The organism is Streptomyces diversicolor (genome assembly GCF_057537855.1).
This window is the reverse complement of sequence record NZ_BAAJXA010000002.1, coordinates 244,902-261,380: the sequence shown is the minus strand read 5'-3', so window position 1 is coordinate 261,380 and position 16,479 is coordinate 244,902. Positions and strand designations below refer to the sequence as shown.

Here is a 16,479-nt window from a genome sequence, read left to right as displayed (position 1 = left end):
GATAATGGGGCCTTGTGTGGTGGGGGAGATCCTTGCGAAGCGGCGCCGCCGCGCTCGTGTGCGGGCTGCTGCTGGCCGGGTGCACGGAGTCCGGCGGGCCCTCGGCGACCGGCCGTCCGTCGGCGTCCCGAACGGCCGGGGGCGGCGCGGCGCCGAGCGGTTCCGCGACGGCATCCGCCGAGGGCCCGACACAGCGGGCCGACCCGGCGAAGCTGCCGGCGACCGCCGGGGCCGCGCGGGCGCTGATCCGCCGGGTGATCGCCGACGAGGGCACCGTCGGCGACGGGGCCAGGCGCGGCACGCCGTACGAGAGCGACCCGGGCACCTGGGCCGTGCTGGGCGAGGACTGCACGTGGCGCCGCGCGGCACTGCGCGGCGACGTCCTGGCCAACCTGCGGCGGAACTTCGAGGTGCCGGGGGCCGACGGAGCGGCCGGACTGCGGCTGTCGGCGGAGGTCACCGTGCACCGCACGACGCTCGACGCCGCCTGGGAGCAGGCCCGGATGCAGGAGGAGGCCATCCAGTGCCCGGAGCAGACCCTGCGCGCCGGCGAGCGGCTGACCGGCCTGACCTCGTCCGCGTACGCCTGGGGCGAGGGCAGCAACACCTACAGCGACGACTCCCTGATCGAGAGCGGCCGGTGCGTGGGTGAGACGCGTGGCGGCCCGCGCCCGTACTGGTGGATCCAGGCCACCTTCGGGCCGGTCGTCGTCAGCGCGTCCCTGTGCGGCGGCACGGAGCGGGCGCGGGACGCGTCCGTGGACCTGGTCCAGACGTACTTCACGCGGATGCTGCGGAACGTGAAGGACGGGATCGCCCGCCCGGCGGGCGCGCCCGCACCCACCGCGTCCGGCCGCCCTCCCACCGCGTCCGGCCGCCCGCCCGGCGCCCCCGCGCCCACCGTGTCCGGCGGCCAGGGAGGCGCGTGATGGAGCGACTGCTGCCCTCCGACCCCTCCCGACTGGGCGACCACCGGCTGCTCGGCCGGCTCGGCTCCGGCGGCATGGGCGTGGTGTACCTGGCGCGCACGACCGACGGGGACCTCGCCGCCGTCAAGGTGATCAAGGCCGAGTACGCCGACGACCCCGAGTTCCGTGAGCGGTTCCGCCGCGAGACGGCCGCGGCGGGGCAGGCCCGCAGCCCCTGGGTGGTGCGGGTGACCGGCGCCGACACCGAGACCCCTGCGCCGTGGCTGGCGACCGCGTTCGTCCCCGGCCCCTCGCTCGCCGAGGCCGTCGCGGAGTGCGGACCGCTGCCGGTGCCGGCGGTGCGGGTGCTCGGACATGTGCTGGCGCGGGCGCTCGAAGCCGTCCACGACGCGGGCCTGGTGCACCGGGACGTCAAACCGGGCAACGTCCTGCTGGCCCTCGACGGCCCCCGCCTGATCGACTTCGGCATCGCCCGTTCCACCGCCCCCGGCGCGACCGCGCTCACCTCGGACGGCGTGGTCGTCGGCACGCCCGGCTTCCTCTCCCCGGAGCAGGCACAGGCCCGGCCCACGGGCCCGGCGAGCGACGTGTTCTCGCTGGGCTGCGTCCTCGCGTACGCGGCGACCGGCCGCCTCCCCTTCGGCACCGGCCAGGCCGACGCCCTGCTGTACCGCACCGTGCACGACCGGCCCGACCTGGACGGAGTCGAGGACGACGGGCTGCGCGCACTGCTGACACGCTGCCTGGCCAAGGAGCCCGCCGAGCGGCCCACGCCGGCCGAGGCCGCCGCCGCCCTCGCCGACAACGCCCCCGCCGACCCGGCCGACTGGCTGCCCCAACCGGTCGTCCGCATGATCGCCGACCGGTCCGCCCGGCTGCTGGCGCTGCCCGAGGTGGAGCCCACCGAGGCGGATGCCGCGCGGCGCGGCGGCACCTCCCGGCGGCGGCTGCTGTCCCTGGCGGCGGGCGGCGCCGTGCTCGTCGCGGCCGGCGGCGGCAGCGCGCTGTGGGCGGCGCTGCGCGACGGCGGCGAGCGGCCCGGCACACCGGCCGGCCGGCGGTGGACGATCGGCGTCCAGGCCGATCTGAGCGGGCCGCAGCAGGCCGCGGGCCGGGCCCAGGAGCGGGCGGTGCGGCTGGCCGTCGACGCGTTCAACTCCCGCGCGGACCGACCCTTCACGCTCACCGTCGAGTCCGTGGACGACCGGGGCAACACGGCCGGCGCGCGGGCGGCGGCCCGCCGGCTGACCGGCGACCGCGATGTGCTCGCCGTGCTCGGCCCCACCGGCTTCACCTCCGCCGCGGCCTGTCTGGCGTCGTACGAGAACGCCGGGCTGCCCCTGCTGACGGTGTCCGAGCTGTGCCTGTCCGCACCGGACTCCGCCCAGGTCCTCGACCCGCGGGTCTACTTCCGCTGCACCCCGGCCAACATGGTCGGCGGCTATCTCACCGACGCCGCGCTGGCCGGCCTGGGCGCCGAGCGGCCCGGCGTGCTCATGGACCGCGCGGGCAGGCTGACCGGCCGGGAACCCGTCCAACTGGCGTACCGCATGGCCGCCGGGTTCAAGCTCGACCCGTACGTGCGGATCGTGCCCGCCGCCGCGCCGGACCCGGCCGCGGTCGTCGCCGACCTGCTCGCCCACGGCATCGACGGCCTCTACTACACCGGCACCGCCGAACGGGCCGCGCTGGTGGCGCGGGCCCTGGCCGAACGCGGCTTCGACGGGCCGCGGTTCCTCGACACCCCCGCCGCCACGGACGCCTTCACCGCCCGCGCGGGCGAGGCCGCCGACGGCTGGCAGGCCCTCACCTCGTTCGCCGCCCCGGACGCCCCCGCGGTGCGGGCCTTCGCCGCCGCGTACCGCGAGCGCTACGGCGCCGCCCCCGGCATCTGGGCCGCCGAGGCCCATGACGTCGCCCGCCTCGTCATCGACCGGCTCACCGCCGTCGAGCGGAGCAAGGGGCGGCGGCCCAGCCGCGGCGAACTCGCCGCGGCCCTGCGCACGGCCGACTACAAGGGGGCGGCGGCCACGTACGCCTTCGAGAAGGACGGCACGTTCAAGGGCGGCCGGCTCAGCCATCTGCGGGTGTCCGGCGGACGCTGGCGGTACGTCGGCCCGGTGCCGCTCACCTGAGGCGGCGGCGATGCGGGCACTGACGGCGGACGACCCCGCCACGGTCGGCGGGCACCGGCTGCTGGCCCGGCTCGGCGCGGGCGGCATGGGCGTGGTGTACCTGGCGCGCAACCGGGGCGGGCGGCTCGTCGCGCTCAAGGTGATCCGCGCCGAGCATGCCGCCGAACCGCAGTTCCGGGCCCGGTTCCGGCGCGAGGCCCGGCTGGCCGCCCGGGTGCGCGGCCGCTGGGTCGTGCCGGTCACCGACGCCGACCCCGAGGCCCGCGAACCGTGGCTGGCCACGGCGTTCGTGCCCGGGCCCACCCTGGCCGAGGCGGTGGCCGGGCACGGCCCGCTGCCCGCGCGGGCCGTGCTCACCCTCGGGCAGCGCATCGCCGAGGCGCTGGCCGACGTGCACGCGGCCGGGCTGGTCCACCGGGACGTCAAGCCCGGCAACATCGTCCTCGGCCGGGACGGGCCCCACCTCATCGACTTCGGCATCGTCCGCGGCGGCGGAGCCACCGCGCTGACCGCGCCGGACGCGGTGATCGGCACTCCCGGCTACCTCTCCCCGGAACAGACCCGCGCCTTGGGCGACGACGTCGGCCCGCCGAGCGACGTGTTCTCACTGGGCTGCGCCCTGGTGTACGCGGCCTCGGGCCGGCCCCCGTTCGGCGGCGGCGACCCGGCCACCGTGCTCTACCGCACCGTCCACGAGGAGCCGGACGTCCGCGGACTCGACCGGCTGCCCGGCCCGGCGCGCGCCGCCGTCACCGGCTGTCTCGCCAAGGACGCGGCCCTGCGGCCCACGGCACCCGACCTGAGCGCGGCCCTGGCCGCCGCGGGCAGCCGCCGTGACCCCCGTGAGAGCGGGCAACTCGACGACTGCGGTGACTGGTTGCCGCCCGCACTGGTGCGGCTGACGGCCGCGCGCGCCGCCCAGGCGCTGGACCCGCCCCCGCGCCCGCCCGGCGCCGCCGCGGGCGCCGGTGCCGCCGCCGAGGACGCCCCCGTGCCGGGCCGCCGCCGGTTCCTGGCCGTCGGCGCGGCGGCGGGCGGTGCGCTGCTCGCCGGGGGCGCCGGGGCGGCCGTCCTGCTGCTGCGCGACGGCTCGGGCGGCGGCACGGCACCGCCCGAGCACACCATCGGCCTGCACGGCATCGGCCCGGACCAGGAGCGCGGCGCCCGGCTCGCCGTCGCCGCGCACAACGCGGGCACCGGCATCCGGTTCCGGCTCGCGCTACGGGCCGTCGACGGCGGCCAGCGGGCCGACGAGGCGGCCCGCGCGGCCCGGCTGCTGGCCGCCGACCCGGCGGTGCTCGCGGTGCTCGGTCCCACCACCGCCGCGGCGGTGCATGCGGCGGCGCCGGTGTACGGGGCCGGCAATCTGCCGGCGCTGTTGGTCTCGGCGACCGCCACCGCGCGGGACGCGGCCCGGGTGCGCTCCCTGTGCGTGACCCGGGTCGGCGACGACGCGCTCGGCCTGCCGCTGTCCGTCTATCTCACCCAGGCCCGTCCGTCCCGGCGCACCGCCGTCGTGGAGGACCTGGCCGCCGGGCCCGCGGGGCGCGAACTGGCGCGCATGATGGCCGCGTTGCCGCCCGGCGGCGGCGCCACGACCCGGCACCCGGTGGCCGCGGACCGGACCGACTTCCGCGCGGCCGTCGCCGACGCGCTGGCGACGCGGCCGGATGCCGTCGTGTACGCCGGCACCTCGCCCACCCGGGCCGCCTCCTGCGCCCGCGCGCTGCACGGGGCCGGCTTCACCGGCGCCCGCGTCGCCGTCGAGCCCGTGCTGCGCGGCGCGTTCCTGGACGCGGCGGGCGCGGCGGCCGACGGCTGGGTCATCGCCACCCCCTACGCCGAGCCCCGGTCGATGAACACCGCCGCCGCCCGCGCCTTCACCACCGCCCACCGCGACCGCTACGGCGCCGAGCCGGCGCGGTGGGCGGCCGAGGCCCATGACGCCGTCGTGCTGATCGCCCGCACCCTGGACGCGCTCGGCGGCGGCCCGGACCTCACCCGGGGCCAGGTCGCCGAACGCCTGTTCCGGACGCCGGTCCAGGGCGTCGCCAAGCCGATCCGCTTCGACACCGCCCGCGCCCTCGACGACACCGACGCGAGCTTCCTCTACGGCGCCGCGTCCGGCCGCTTCCACTTTCTGAACCGCTACGACCGTGTCACCCACCCGTTCACCTCCAGGTGAAGTACGCCGCGGTCCGACAGCGCCCCCGAAGGGGCGCGGGGAACTGCGCGACAAGCCACAACGGTGCCGCAGCCAACCGACGACCCATCGCGGCAAACCCAGCGGAGCGCGCCGTCAGACGCCGTCCGTCGGCGGCAGTGCGCCGAACCGGGCGGCCTGCCCGTACCAGCGGGCGCTCGACTTCGGTGTCCGCTCCAGCGTGGCGTAGTCGACGTACACCGCGCCGAAGCGCTTCTCGTAGCCGTACGCCCACTCGAAGTTGTCCATCAGGGACCACAGGTAGTAGCCGCGCACGTCCGCGCCGTCCGCGATGGCCCGGCGGACCGCCGACAGATGGCCGTGCAGATAGGCGATGCGCTCCGGGTCGTGCACCCGGCCGTCCGGGTCCGGCTTGTCGTCGTAGGCGGCACCGTTCTCCGTCACGTACAGCGCGAGGTCCGGGGCCTCCCTGGAGTAGCGCATGATCAGCTCGTGCAGGCCCGTCGGGTCGATCGTCCAGCCCATCTCCGTCCGCTCGCCCGGCGTCTGGTGGAAGGCCACGCCGTCCGCGGCCGGCCAGGGCGAGTGCTCGCTGGTCCCGTGTCCGTCGGCACGCGGCCCGGTCGCGTCCGGTCTGGCCGCCGAGACCAGCGTGGGCGTGTAGTAGTTGAGGCCCAGCGCGTCCAGCGGCTGGTGGATCGCGCGCAGGTCGCCGTCCCGGACGTAGGACCAGTCGGTGACCGACGCCGTGTCCCGCAGCAGCGTCTCCGGGTACGCCCCGTGCAGCACCGGGCCGTGGAAGATGCCGTTGGCCAGGTCGTCGATCCGGCGGCCCGCGGCGAGGTCCGCCGGGTCCTGCGAAACGGTGCGCACCACCGAGGAGTTGAGGCTGATCGCGATCGTGTTGCGGGCCGGCAGCACCGTACGCAGGGCCGAAGTGGCCAGCCCGTGTGCCAGGTTGAGGTGGTGCGCGGCGCGCAGCGAGGCCGCCGGGTCGGTACGGCCCGGCGCGTGCACCCCGGAGCCGTAGCCCAGGAAGGCGCTGCACCAGGGCTCGTTGAGGGTGATCCACTGCTCCACCCGGTCGCCCAGGGCCTCGCCGACGATCTGCGCGTACTCGGCGAACCGGAGGGCGGTGTCCCGCTCCGGCCAGCCGCCCGCGTCCTCCAGTTCCTGCGGCAGGTCCCAGTGGTAGAGGGTGAGGGCCGGCTTGATGCCGGCGGCCAGCAGTTCGTCGACCAGACGGCGGTAGAAGTCCAGGCCCACCTGGACGGCCGGGCCCCGGCCCGTCGGCTGCACCCGCGGCCAGGAGACCGAGAACCGGTATGCGTTCAGGCCGAGGCCGGCCATCAGCGCCACGTCCTCGCGGTAGCGGTGGTAGTGGTCGACCGCGATGTCACCGGTGTCGCCGCCGGCCGTCCTGCCGGGCGTATGGCTGAAGGTGTCCCAGATCGAGGGGGTGCGGCCGTCCTCCCGTACCGCCCCCTCGATCTGGTACGCGGAGGTCGCGGCGCCCCAGAGGAAGGCGGGAGGAAAACTCACGGAGGTAACGGGCTCAGGCATGGAAGCGCTCCCATCGAGTGGTCGTGGAGACCGGTGGGGTGGTGGAGAGAAGTAAGTGAGGGGAGGGGCGGGGAGGGGGGTCCGGACGGGGCACGGGGGCCGGGGCGGCGGTGGCCCGGCCCCCGGGGCTCCGGGGTCCGTGGGGTCAGCCCTTGATCGCTCCCTGCATGATCCCGCCCACGATCTGCTTGCCGAACAGCAGGAAGGCGACCAGCAGCGGCAGCGTGCCGAGCAGCGCGCCCGCCATGATCACCGCCTGGTCCGGCACATAGCCGGTGCCGAGCGAGTTCAGGGCGACCTGCACGGTCGGGTTCTGCTGGTTCAGGGCGATGATCGGCCACAGGAAGTCGTTCCAGGCGAACACGAAGGTCAGCAGGCCGAGCACGGCCATCGCCGGCCGCGCCGCCGGGAACACCACGTGCCACACGACCCGCAGACTGCTCGCCCCGTCCACCCGGGCCGCCTCGATCAGCTCGGTCGGCAGCGCCTGCACCAGGTACTGCCGCATGAAGAACGTGCCGAACGCGGTCACCAGGCTGGGCAGGATCACCGTCTGCAACTGGTTCGACCAGCCCAGGTCCGACATCCACAGATACAGCGGTACGACGGCGAGCTGCGGCGGGATCATCATGGTGCCGATCGTCAGCACCAGCAGCAGGTTGGAGAACCGGAACCGCAGCTTGGCGAAGGCGAACCCGGCGAGGGTCGCGAACAGCACCGTGCTGACCGTGATCGTGCCCGCCACGATCAGCGAGTTGACCATGGCGGTGCCCAGCCCCGCCTCGTCCCAGGCGGACTGCAGGTTGGAGAACAGATTGCCGCCGAACCACAGCGGCGGCGGGGTCTGGGCCAGCCGCCGGTCGGTGCGGGAGGCCGCGACCGCCGTCCACACCAGCGGCGCCAGCGAGACCAGCGCGAAGACCGTCAGGACGACATAGGTGACCGGACCCGCGTGCAGTTGCTTGCCCGCGCCCATCACCCGGCGCCGTCCGCGCCCCGGCCGCTTCGTGCCCGCGCCGCCCGGGAGGGTGAGTTCACTGGTGGTCATTGGGACTTCCTCAGGCGTCGGGTGAACAGCATGTTGATCACGGCGACGATCACCAGGATCAGGAACATCGACCAGGCGATCGCGGACGCCTTGCCCAGGTTGCCGATGATCCAGCCCTGGTCGTACATGTACAGGCCGAGCGTCTGGTACTGGTGCTCGGAGCCGCCCTTGGAACCGCTGACCCCGCCGAACAGCAGCGGCTCGCCGAACAGCTGGGTCGCGCCGATGGTGGAGACGACCACCGTGAACAGGATCGTCGGCCGCAGCTGAGGGATCGTCACATGACGGAACTGCTGCCAGCGGTTGGCGCCGTCGATCGCCGCCGACTCGTACAGGTCGGTCGGGATGGCCTGCATCGCCGCCAGATAGATCAGCGCGTTGTAGCCGGTCCACCGCCAGATCACGATGGAGGACACCGCGAACTGCGAACCCCAGTCCGACTCACGCCAGTTGACCGGATCCACACCGAAGAAGTGCAGGATCCAGTTGACCATGCCGCCGTCCCACGAGTACAGCAGCGTGAACACCAGCGTCGCCGCGGCCACCGAGGTGGCGTACGGGGTGAGCATCACGACCCGCCACACGGTCGAGCCGCGCAGCCGGTAGTTCAGCAGGTGCGCGAGCCCGAGCGCGGCCAGCAGCTGCGGCACGGTCGAGATCACCCCGATGGTGAAGGTGTTCTTCAGGGCGTTCCAGAAGAAGTCCGACGACCACAGGTTCTGGTAGTTGTCCAGGCCCGCCCAGGTCTGGTGGTCCAGCGACGACAACTGCACGTCGTGCAGCGAGTACCAGGCCGTGTACAGCAGCGGGACCAGCGAGAAGGCCCCGAAGAGTATGAAGAAGGGGGCGATGAACGCGTACGGCGACGCCTTCATGTCCCAGCGGTAGAACCGGCTGCGCCAGGAGTCGGCGCCCGCCGGCGCACCGCGACCGTGAGCGCCCCGGGCCGCGCCCGGCTGGGAGCCGGGCGCGGCGTCGGCACTCGACGCGGGCTGCGCGAGAGCCTGCTTGGAGCTGGTCACTGGCCGAGCACGTCCTTGATCTCCTTGGTGGCGGCGTCCCAGCCCTGCGTCGGGTTCTTGCCCTTCTGCTCCACCTGGAGGATGCCGATGTCGGTGATCGCGGAGTTGATCGGCTGGTCCTTGATGCCGAAGTACTGCGTCGGGATGGTCTTCGCCGAGTCCGCGAAGATCTGCGTGATCGGCGCGTCGGAGAAGTACGCCGTGGTGTCCGCGGCCGGCTTCAGGCTCGCGTACGCCGACGGGGTCGACGGGAAGCTGGCCTGCTTGGCGAAGACCTTGGCCTGCTGCTCGGGCGCGGTCAGCCACTTCGCCAGGGCGATGGCCTCCTTCTGGTGCTTGCCCGCCGTCGGCACGCCGATGAAGGAGCCGCCCCAGTTGGCCGCGGTCGGGGCCGCCGCCACGTCCCAGTTGCCCTTGCCGGAGTCACCGGACTTCTCCTGGATGTAGCCCATCATCCAGGCCGGGCAGGCCACCGTGGCGAAGGTGGCGTTGGCGAAGCCCTGGTCCCAGGGCTTGTCGAACTGCTTCAGCTTCGCGGACATGTCGCTGGTGGCCACGGTCATCGCCACGTCCCAGGACGTCTTCACACCCGCGGACTTGTCCCAGACGACGTTGCCGCCGTCGTCGTAGTAGCGCTCCTTCGCGCCGCCGAGGGCCGCGTTGTAGACCGAGGAGGCGGAGTCCACGAACTTGGTGCCGGACGGCGCCTTCTTCATGTACTCCTTGCCCAGCTCGACGTACTTGGCCCAGTCGCCCTTCCACTGCGCGGCGAGCTTGGTCCGGTCCGTCTCCAGACCGGCCTTCTTGAACAGGTCCTTGCGGTAACAGATCGCCATCGGGCCGATGTCCGTGCCGAGCCCGATCGTCTTGCCGTCCTTGGTGGTGGCCTGGGCCAGCTTCCAGTCAAGCCACTGGGACTTGTCGACCTCCTTGCCGAGGTCCACGAACTTGTCGGCCTGGGTCTGCACGGCCTCGGTGATGTTGCCGACTTCGATGGCCTGGATGTCATCGGTGCCGGAACCGGCCTGGAGCCGGGTGAGCACCTTGGGCCAGTAGACGTCGGTGCGGGTGGTGACGTTCTCCTTGATGGTGATGTCGGGGTGGAGCTTCATGTACTCGTCGTAGAGGCCGGCCTGCTTGTAGCCGAAGACACCGAAGGTCCCGATGGTCAAAGTGGTCTTGCCCGTGCCGTCGCCGTTGCCGCCGCCCGATTTCGACGAACCGTCGTCGGAGTCGTTGGCGCAGCCGGCCAGCACTCCCGTAGTCAGCGCGGCGACGGCCGCGAAGGCCACCAGCCTGCGGGACCGGCGGGTACTCGTGCGCATTGAGTCCTCCTGTTGCCTGACGTGCCGACCCCCCGGCCAACTGCTCTGTTGGGCCCGTTCGTACTCGCTGCGGCTCGGGCGGGGAACGTGCGGGACGTGTATGTGTCAGGTACTGTGGGAGCGCTCCCACAAGTGATGAGTTGAAGAGTCGTCGGTTCGAGCGGGGGTGTCAAGGGAGCGGACGCGGCCAAATGCGTTCAGTTATCTGCCTGTTAACTAATTCCCACTCGTCCCACCGGGACCGTCATGGCACCGGTGCACGGCCGGCCCCGCACGCGGGGGCTGTTACATTCCACACCAGGCAGATTGCCGGTCCAGAGAGGCGGAGGCCATGGCAAGCCACGGAACGCGGGGGCGCAGTGGCCGTCGGCCGACCCTTGAAGAGGTCGCCGCACGGGCCGGTGTGGGCCGTGGCACGGTCTCCCGGGTGATCAACGGCTCGCCCCGGGTCAGCGACGCCACCCGCGCGGCCGTGGAGGCGGCCGTCGCCGAGCTGGGGTACGTGCCGAACACGGCGGCCCGCGCGCTCGCCGCGAACCGCACCGACGCCGTCGCCCTGGTCGTCCCCGAGCCGGAGACCCGGTTCTTCGCGGAACCGTACTTCTCGGACATCCTGCGCGGAGTGGGAGCCGAACTCTCCGACACCGAGATGCAGTTGCTGCTGATCTTCGCGGGCAGCGACCGCGAACGGCAGCGGCTCGCCCAGTACCTCGCGGCACACCGCGTGGACGGCGTGCTCCTGGTGTCCGTGCACGCCGACGACCCGCTGCCCGATCTGCTGGCCCAGTTGGAGATCCCGGCGGTGATCAGCGGCCCGCGCTCCGCGGCGGAGACACTGACCTCGGTCGACTCGGACAACTACGGCGGCGCCCGCTCGGCCGTCGAGCATCTGCTCGCCCGCGGGCGGCGCACGGTCGCCCACATCACCGGCCGCCTCGATGTGTACGGCGCCCAGCGACGCGTCGACGGCTACCGCGACGCCCTGCGCGACGCCGGCCACCCGGTGGACGAACTCCTCATCGAATCAGGCGACTTCACCGAGGGCGGCGGCCGGCGCGCGATGGCCCGGCTGCTGGAGCGCGACCCCGGCCTGGACGCGGTGTTCGCCGGTTCGGACGTCACCGCGGCCGGCGCCCGGCAGGTGCTGCGCGAGGCGGGCCGCCGCATCCCCGACGACGTGGCCCTGGTCGGCTACGACGACTCGGCCATCGCCCGCCACATGGACCCGCCGCTCACCAGCGTCCGCCAGCCCATCGAGGAGATGGGCCGCGCCATGCTCGACCTGCTCCTGACGGACATCGCCGACCGCCGCCCCGCGGTCTCCCGCGGCCTGGAACGCCGGCACGCGGTCCTCCCGACGGAACTGGTCATCCGCGCATCGTCGTGACCACGACGAACGTCTTGGTGACCAGGACGAACGACGGCGAGCCGCCCCGACGAACGACCCGCGCCGAGGGCGGGCGCGCCGGGTGGCTCGGTCCGCGTGTGGCCTTGTGGAACTCCTCGCGCCCTCGTCAACACGTTGGCGGACCACGGCGGCCGCTGCTAACTTTCCGGAGGCCGTGCGAGAGAACGAGGAGGTGGTACCCGTGAACGTATCGACATGGGTGCTCCCCTCCGGGGTCACGGTCGGGCGATAGGTCGTCCGGGAGCGCCGTTCCAGAGCACTCCCGAAAGGCACGACCATGCGATTCACTTCCGAGCAGCGCCTTGACGACGGCGTCCTCGAACGCGAATTCACCCTCGGCGAGATCCCCGGCGTCCTGTGGACGCCCGGATCCGCACCGGCCCCGCTGATCCTGATCGGCCACCCCGGCGGCCTGCACAAGCGGCTGCCCAGGCTGGTCACCCGAGCCCGGCTCTACGCGGCGGAGTACGGCTTCGCGGTGGCCGCCATCGACGCCCCCGGATGCGGCGACCGGCCCCGTTCCGCCGCCGACGAGCGGTTCCGCACCGACCTCCGCCGGGCGATACAGGCCGGCGAGCCGGTCGACGGGATCGTCGACGCCTTCATCGTCCCGCTGGTCGACAAGGCGGTCCCGGAATGGCGGACCACCCTGGACGCCCTCCTATCGCTGCCCGCGATCGGCGGCCCGGTCGGATACGACGGGATGATCGCCATCGGCATTCGGCTGGCGGTGGTGGAGCCACGCATCTCGGCAGCCGCCTTCTTCGGCCAGACGTTCGTGCCCGACACCCTGCGCGAGGAGGCCCGGCAGGTCGCCGTCCCCTTGCAGTTCCTCATGCAGTGGGACGACGAAGGGATGGAACGGCAGCCGGTCCTGGACCTGTTCGACGCCTTCGGCACCAAGGAGAAGACGCTGCACGCCAATCTGGGCGGGCACACCGGTACCCCGTGGTTCGAGGCGGACGACGCGGCCCGGTTCTTCGCCCGGCACCTGAAGCGAGGCCGGGCCCAGTGAGGTGGCGGTATTGAGGTGATGTACGCCACTGGAACTCACCATCAGGTGCTGGACAGCCGACAGGAGTGACCACAGATCTGCGAACCCGGATAAGAGCCGGGGATCCCGACGCCTTCGCGGCCCTCTTCGACGCCTACGCACGCGGTGTACAACCACGCGTTCCGGTTGACCGCGGACTGGTCCGTCGCGGAGGACGTCATGTCCGCGACCTTCCTGGAGGCATGGCGGTTGCGCGGGAAGGTCGACGCGGAAGGGGGGTCGCTGCGGCCGTGGTTGCTGAGCATCACCACCAACGTCGCCCGCAACCATCGCCGCAGCAACCGGCGCTACCGGGCCGCGGCTGCCGACATCCGCGACCATGCCGATGAGGTGGCCGGCCAGGTGGACGACCGGCGTCGTATCAGCGCCACGCTGACCACTCTCGGCGCGCTGAAACGCCCCGAACGCGAGGTCCTTGTCCTGTGCCTGTGGGAGGGCATGGAGTACGTCGACGCCGCGCGCACCCTCGGCATCCCTGTCGGCACCGTCCGCTCCCGGCTGTCCCGGGCTCGCAGGAGACTGTGCAGACTCGCCGACGCGGAACTGGCGGGAGACGAACGGGAACTCGCCGCACCGCCTCGACAGGTAAGAGGCGATCGCGCAAACGCGGTCCGGTCCGCACGGAAAGGAATCCGATGAACGCCAGTCCCTCGCCGCATCCGGCCGAGTGGCAGGAGACCGAAGACCTCCTGCCACCGGTGGAGCGGGATCTGCCGGCGGGCCGCCATCAGTTCCGCAAGGAGCGCCTGATGGCCCAGGTCCACGACGACCACCGCCCCCGCCCGCCCTCCAAAGCGGCGCAACCGGTTCCTGCGCCCGGCGATCGTCCTGCCCGTGGCGGCGTGCGCCCTGGCCGGCGCGATCGCCGCCGGTGGCCTGCTCACCGGACGGGACGCCGATACCGGTCCCGGCGTCGCCACCGGTCCCGTGCTGACCACCGATCGGCACCGCCAGCGCGAGCGGTACCACCACGCTGCTCGACCGGACCTCCCTGGCTGCACCGGAGGCAGGTCTGGCCGTCGATAGGCGGAAAAAAGGGCTGGCTGATCGAACCGGGCAAAAGCCCCGACGGAGGCGAGACTCTGGACTCGCCGTACGCCGGCGCGGGGGCGTACAACGACCTCGTCATGCTGTCCACCGACCCCGACGCGCTGCTCAAGAAGATCTACGAGGACAGCAAGGGCCAGGGCAACAGCCCCGATTACGCGGTCTTCGAGATGATCGGGGATCTGATCGGGGAGTCGTACCCGCCCGCCGCGCTTGAGGCCGCTCTCTACAAGGCCGCGGCCAAGATCCCCGGCGTGGTCACGGTGGACGACGCGGTCGACGCGGTCGGGCGCCACGGGGTGGCGGTGGCCAGGCTGGACGAGGTCAGCGGCGAGCGCACCGGGTCCGCGCCCATCTGGCCGAGGGCCAGGGGCGTGAAGGCGCCTGTCCCGGGCGCGCGCTGGGCTTTCTGCGTTCGGTTGCGTATGGGTCACTCTTCAGAGGGAACTCGTTACAATCTGCGCCGAGAACTGGAAACGATCTCGGTGGGCAGGGCAGGGTGGTTAGGACACGCCGTCATTGTTGGGGGGACTAGCTGTGAGCATCTACACGCATAGCGCATGTGAGTCGGCACCACCTCCTGAGGAGATCAGCGACGAGGACGCCCAGCGCATCTTCGACCAGACCGCCCGTCGCAAGCTGGGCATCAGCGGCGAGGAGTTCCTGCGTCGCTGGGACGCGGGACGATTCGCGAACCTCTCGGAAGAGAATCCCCGGGCCCAGGAGGTCGCACTGCTGATCCCCCTCATCCGCGCGGCCGATGCCCGGTAGGACCCCAAGAGCCGCCGTCGATGCCTTCCTAAACCCGCTGAATGAGTCCACCTGCTCCGTCCTGCCTGTCAGCTGGGCGTACCACCGTCCCAAGGGCGGCCCGGAGATCGGTGGCCGCTACACCGCGGTGCTGAACTGGGGGCAGCCTGTACAGGTGGCGGGACTGCCGGTCGAGATCGACGGACTGATCTCGTTCACGGTGGTGGAGCAGGACATAAACAAGCGCGGCGAACGAGTCCCGGCCAGCCAGCGGTACAAGATCAGCACGAAGGCCTACTACTACACGCTCAACCGTCCCGGGGGCGCCGAGATCGCGGCATACCACTGGCACCCCGAGTCCAAGAGCGACATCGACTACCCGCACTTGCATATCGGTAGTGGAGAACTCAGCCACGATGCGGTGCTTTCACGCCGCAGCCACATGCCCACCGGCCGCGTCGCCTTCGAACACGTCCTCATTCAGCTCAACGAACTGGGCGCCGAGCCCGTCCGTAAGGACTGGGAGAGCGTCGTGATCCGCAACTTGGAGATGTTCAAACAGTGGCGCACATGGCATTGAATCGCCGCGGCAAGACGCCCCGCCAGTTCAACGGTCAGGTTCGTCTTCGGGTCCGAGTCGGCGCGCTCATCCGTCCCTCCTGGAGACAGTCCCCGTGAGGCCCCCTCCGTGCCGTTCGACATGGCCACCTACAGGTGGATCGAACAGGGAGGGGTACGCCTCCCCGCTCCTGGACACTCTCATCCGCATCGCCGACGCGATCGGCGTTCCACTCGCCGACCTCGTGCGGTGACGGGCCGCCCCGCGCTGGTCGCGGCTACAGGGTGGCGGTCCGGGACCCTCGGGCGAGGATGGTGGTGCCGTCCGGGTCGATGGTGACTCGGGCGCCGTAGACGGGGGCAACATCCGTCATCCTCGGCGACCTCGCCGCCGTCGAGGCCGCGGCCGGCGACACGGAGGCAGCATGCCGGTACGCCGTGCGTGCGCTCGACCAGCTGGAGCGGACCTGGTACGCGATGGGCCTGGACCGGATCCGCGAGGTGCGGCGCACGCTGGCACCGCACCAGCACGAGCAGTGGGTGCGCGACCTGGACGATCGGCTGTACGACTGGTCGACTACCGTCAGCGCTCTCGCGCGTTGAACCGGCCGATCTGCCCGGACAGCTCCAGAAGGCTCTCGACCCGGAAGGTCGGAAGCTTCTGCGCGGCCTCGCTGTTCCACTGGATCGTGGCCCAAGGGCCCCGGCGCAAGAGCGCGGTGTGCATCCCGGCTTGGCGGGCGGGGCGGATGTCGTTGTCCACGCGGTCGCCGACGTACAGCATCTCGCCGGGCTCCGCGGGCACGACCTCGGCGACGCGGTCGAAGAACGCCCGGTCCGGCTTGCTGGCACCCCAGTCGTCGGACGTGCCGATCAGGTCCACGTCGTTGGAGAACAGCTCGCGCAGGATCCGGCCCGCACGGACCGTCTGGTTCCCGGCGATGCCCAACCACAGCCCGTCGGCCCGGAGCGCGGTGAGCGCGTCTCGGACGTCCGGGTACAGGTCTGCCTCGCCGAAGGTCTCCGGCTGGCCCGCCTCAGCGCGGCGCTCGCGTTCGGCGTACAGGTCGAAGCCGGGCCGGAACTCCTGGAAGGTGTCACGGTAGTCGCGGCCTTGGGTGATGACAGCGCCGAACATGGCGTGGAAAGTGTGCCGGGATACGCCGAGCCAGTCGGCCCAGGCGCCGTATTCGCCCAAGGGCCGACCTGTTCTCCAGGTCGGCCCTTGGGCCATCAGGGTGAGTGACGGGACTCGAACCTGATTCTTGAGCATATTGTGACCTGCAACGATGCCCTGAATGCGGACAAATGGATGACATTCGATGTCGTTCGATGTCGCTGAATGACGCTGGATGCGGGTCGCTGTTCCCGTGGGAACAGGCGGCAATGGGCGGGGTGGAGGTCGCCGTGCGACTGAGTCGAAAAGCGCCCAACCGTGATCACGAAAACGTGCAGCGCCCCCGCAACCCGCGGGGG

Annotated in this window: 13 protein-coding genes and 2 pseudogenes; 10 read left to right on the top strand and 5 right to left on the bottom strand. The window is 72.2% G+C overall.

Going from position 1 to position 16,479, the window contains the following annotated elements:
- Nucleotides 1-32 precede the first annotated feature (32 nt).
- The 3 genes from AC27LF_RS03055 to AC27LF_RS03045 are packed head-to-tail and all read left to right on the top strand — an operon-like array spanning nt 33 to nt 5,249.
- Nucleotides 33-929 carry a hypothetical protein gene (locus AC27LF_RS03055; RefSeq protein ID WP_479655981.1) on the top strand — a complete coding sequence of 299 codons (897 nt, stop codon included), beginning with the start codon at nt 33-35 and terminating at the stop codon, nt 927-929.
- Complete coding sequence (locus AC27LF_RS03050) at nt 929-3,064, top strand: bifunctional serine/threonine-protein kinase/ABC transporter substrate-binding protein (RefSeq protein ID WP_479655982.1); 2,136 nt, start codon at nt 929-931, stop codon at nt 3,062-3,064. The genes AC27LF_RS03055 and AC27LF_RS03050 overlap by 1 nt, the downstream gene beginning before the upstream one ends.
- Nucleotides 3,065-3,074: 10 nt before the next feature.
- Nucleotides 3,075-5,249 carry a bifunctional serine/threonine-protein kinase/ABC transporter substrate-binding protein gene (locus AC27LF_RS03045; RefSeq protein WP_479655983.1) on the top strand — a complete coding sequence of 725 codons (2,175 nt, stop codon included), beginning with the start codon at nt 3,075-3,077 and terminating at the stop codon, nt 5,247-5,249.
- Between the two features lie 114 nt (nt 5,250-5,363).
- On the opposite strand, the gene AC27LF_RS03040 is transcribed toward AC27LF_RS03045, so the two are convergent.
- The 4 genes from AC27LF_RS03040 to AC27LF_RS03025 all read right to left on the bottom strand — a co-directional run bounded on the left by AC27LF_RS03040 (nt 5,364) and on the right by AC27LF_RS03025 (nt 10,186).
- Nucleotides 5,364-6,791, bottom strand: a complete 1,428-nt coding sequence (locus AC27LF_RS03040; RefSeq protein ID WP_479655984.1) for a GH1 family beta-glucosidase — start codon at nt 6,789-6,791, stop codon at nt 5,364-5,366.
- A 145-nt stretch (nt 6,792-6,936) separates the two neighbouring features.
- Complete coding sequence (locus AC27LF_RS03035) at nt 6,937-7,839, bottom strand: carbohydrate ABC transporter permease (RefSeq protein WP_479655985.1); 903 nt, start codon at nt 7,837-7,839, stop codon at nt 6,937-6,939.
- Nucleotides 7,836-8,861, bottom strand: a complete 1,026-nt coding sequence (locus AC27LF_RS03030; RefSeq protein WP_479655986.1) for a carbohydrate ABC transporter permease — start codon at nt 8,859-8,861, stop codon at nt 7,836-7,838. The genes AC27LF_RS03035 and AC27LF_RS03030 overlap by 4 nt, the downstream gene beginning before the upstream one ends.
- On the bottom strand, nt 8,858-10,186 hold the full coding sequence (locus AC27LF_RS03025) for an ABC transporter substrate-binding protein (protein WP_479655987.1): 1,329 nt from the start codon (nt 10,184-10,186) through the stop codon (nt 8,858-8,860). The genes AC27LF_RS03030 and AC27LF_RS03025 overlap by 4 nt, the downstream gene beginning before the upstream one ends.
- Nucleotides 10,187-10,517: 331 nt before the next feature.
- On the opposite strand from AC27LF_RS03025, the gene AC27LF_RS03020 reads away from it, so the two are divergent.
- The 7 genes and pseudogenes from AC27LF_RS03020 to AC27LF_RS02990 all read left to right on the top strand — a co-directional run.
- Nucleotides 10,518-11,573 carry a LacI family DNA-binding transcriptional regulator gene (locus AC27LF_RS03020; protein WP_479655988.1) on the top strand — a complete coding sequence of 352 codons (1,056 nt, stop codon included), beginning with the start codon at nt 10,518-10,520 and terminating at the stop codon, nt 11,571-11,573.
- A 298-nt stretch (nt 11,574-11,871) separates the two neighbouring features.
- Nucleotides 11,872-12,609, top strand: coding sequence for a dienelactone hydrolase family protein (locus AC27LF_RS03015; RefSeq protein ID WP_479655989.1), 738 nt, complete (start codon nt 11,872-11,874; stop codon nt 12,607-12,609).
- 65 nt (nt 12,610-12,674) lie between these two features.
- A pseudogene (locus AC27LF_RS03010) lies at nt 12,675-13,287 on the top strand (RNA polymerase sigma factor).
- The gene (locus AC27LF_RS03005) at nt 13,284-14,252 is read left to right on the top strand and encodes a CU044_5270 family protein (protein WP_479664845.1); all 969 of its coding nucleotides are present in this window, start codon (nt 13,284-13,286) and stop codon (nt 14,250-14,252) included. The pseudogene AC27LF_RS03010 and the gene AC27LF_RS03005 overlap by 4 nt, the downstream one beginning before the upstream one ends.
- Nucleotides 14,233-14,466, top strand: coding sequence for a hypothetical protein (locus tag AC27LF_RS03000; protein WP_479655990.1), 234 nt, complete (start codon nt 14,233-14,235; stop codon nt 14,464-14,466). The genes AC27LF_RS03005 and AC27LF_RS03000 overlap by 20 nt, the downstream gene beginning before the upstream one ends.
- Nucleotides 14,456-15,025: a hypothetical protein gene (locus tag AC27LF_RS02995; protein ID WP_479655991.1), complete on the top strand. Its 570-nt coding sequence runs from the start codon at nt 14,456-14,458 to the stop codon at nt 15,023-15,025. Before AC27LF_RS03000 ends, AC27LF_RS02995 begins: the two co-directional genes overlap by 11 nt.
- 344 nt (nt 15,026-15,369) lie before the next feature.
- Nucleotides 15,370-15,606 (top strand): annotated as a pseudogene (locus AC27LF_RS02990) (transcriptional regulator); the annotation flags it as partial.
- Here the strand turns inward: AC27LF_RS02990 and AC27LF_RS02985 are convergent.
- Complete coding sequence (locus AC27LF_RS02985) at nt 15,587-16,237, bottom strand: HAD family hydrolase (protein ID WP_479655992.1); 651 nt, start codon at nt 16,235-16,237, stop codon at nt 15,587-15,589. The pseudogene AC27LF_RS02990 and the gene AC27LF_RS02985 overlap by 20 nt on opposite strands.
- Nucleotides 16,238-16,479: the final 242 nt, after the last annotated feature.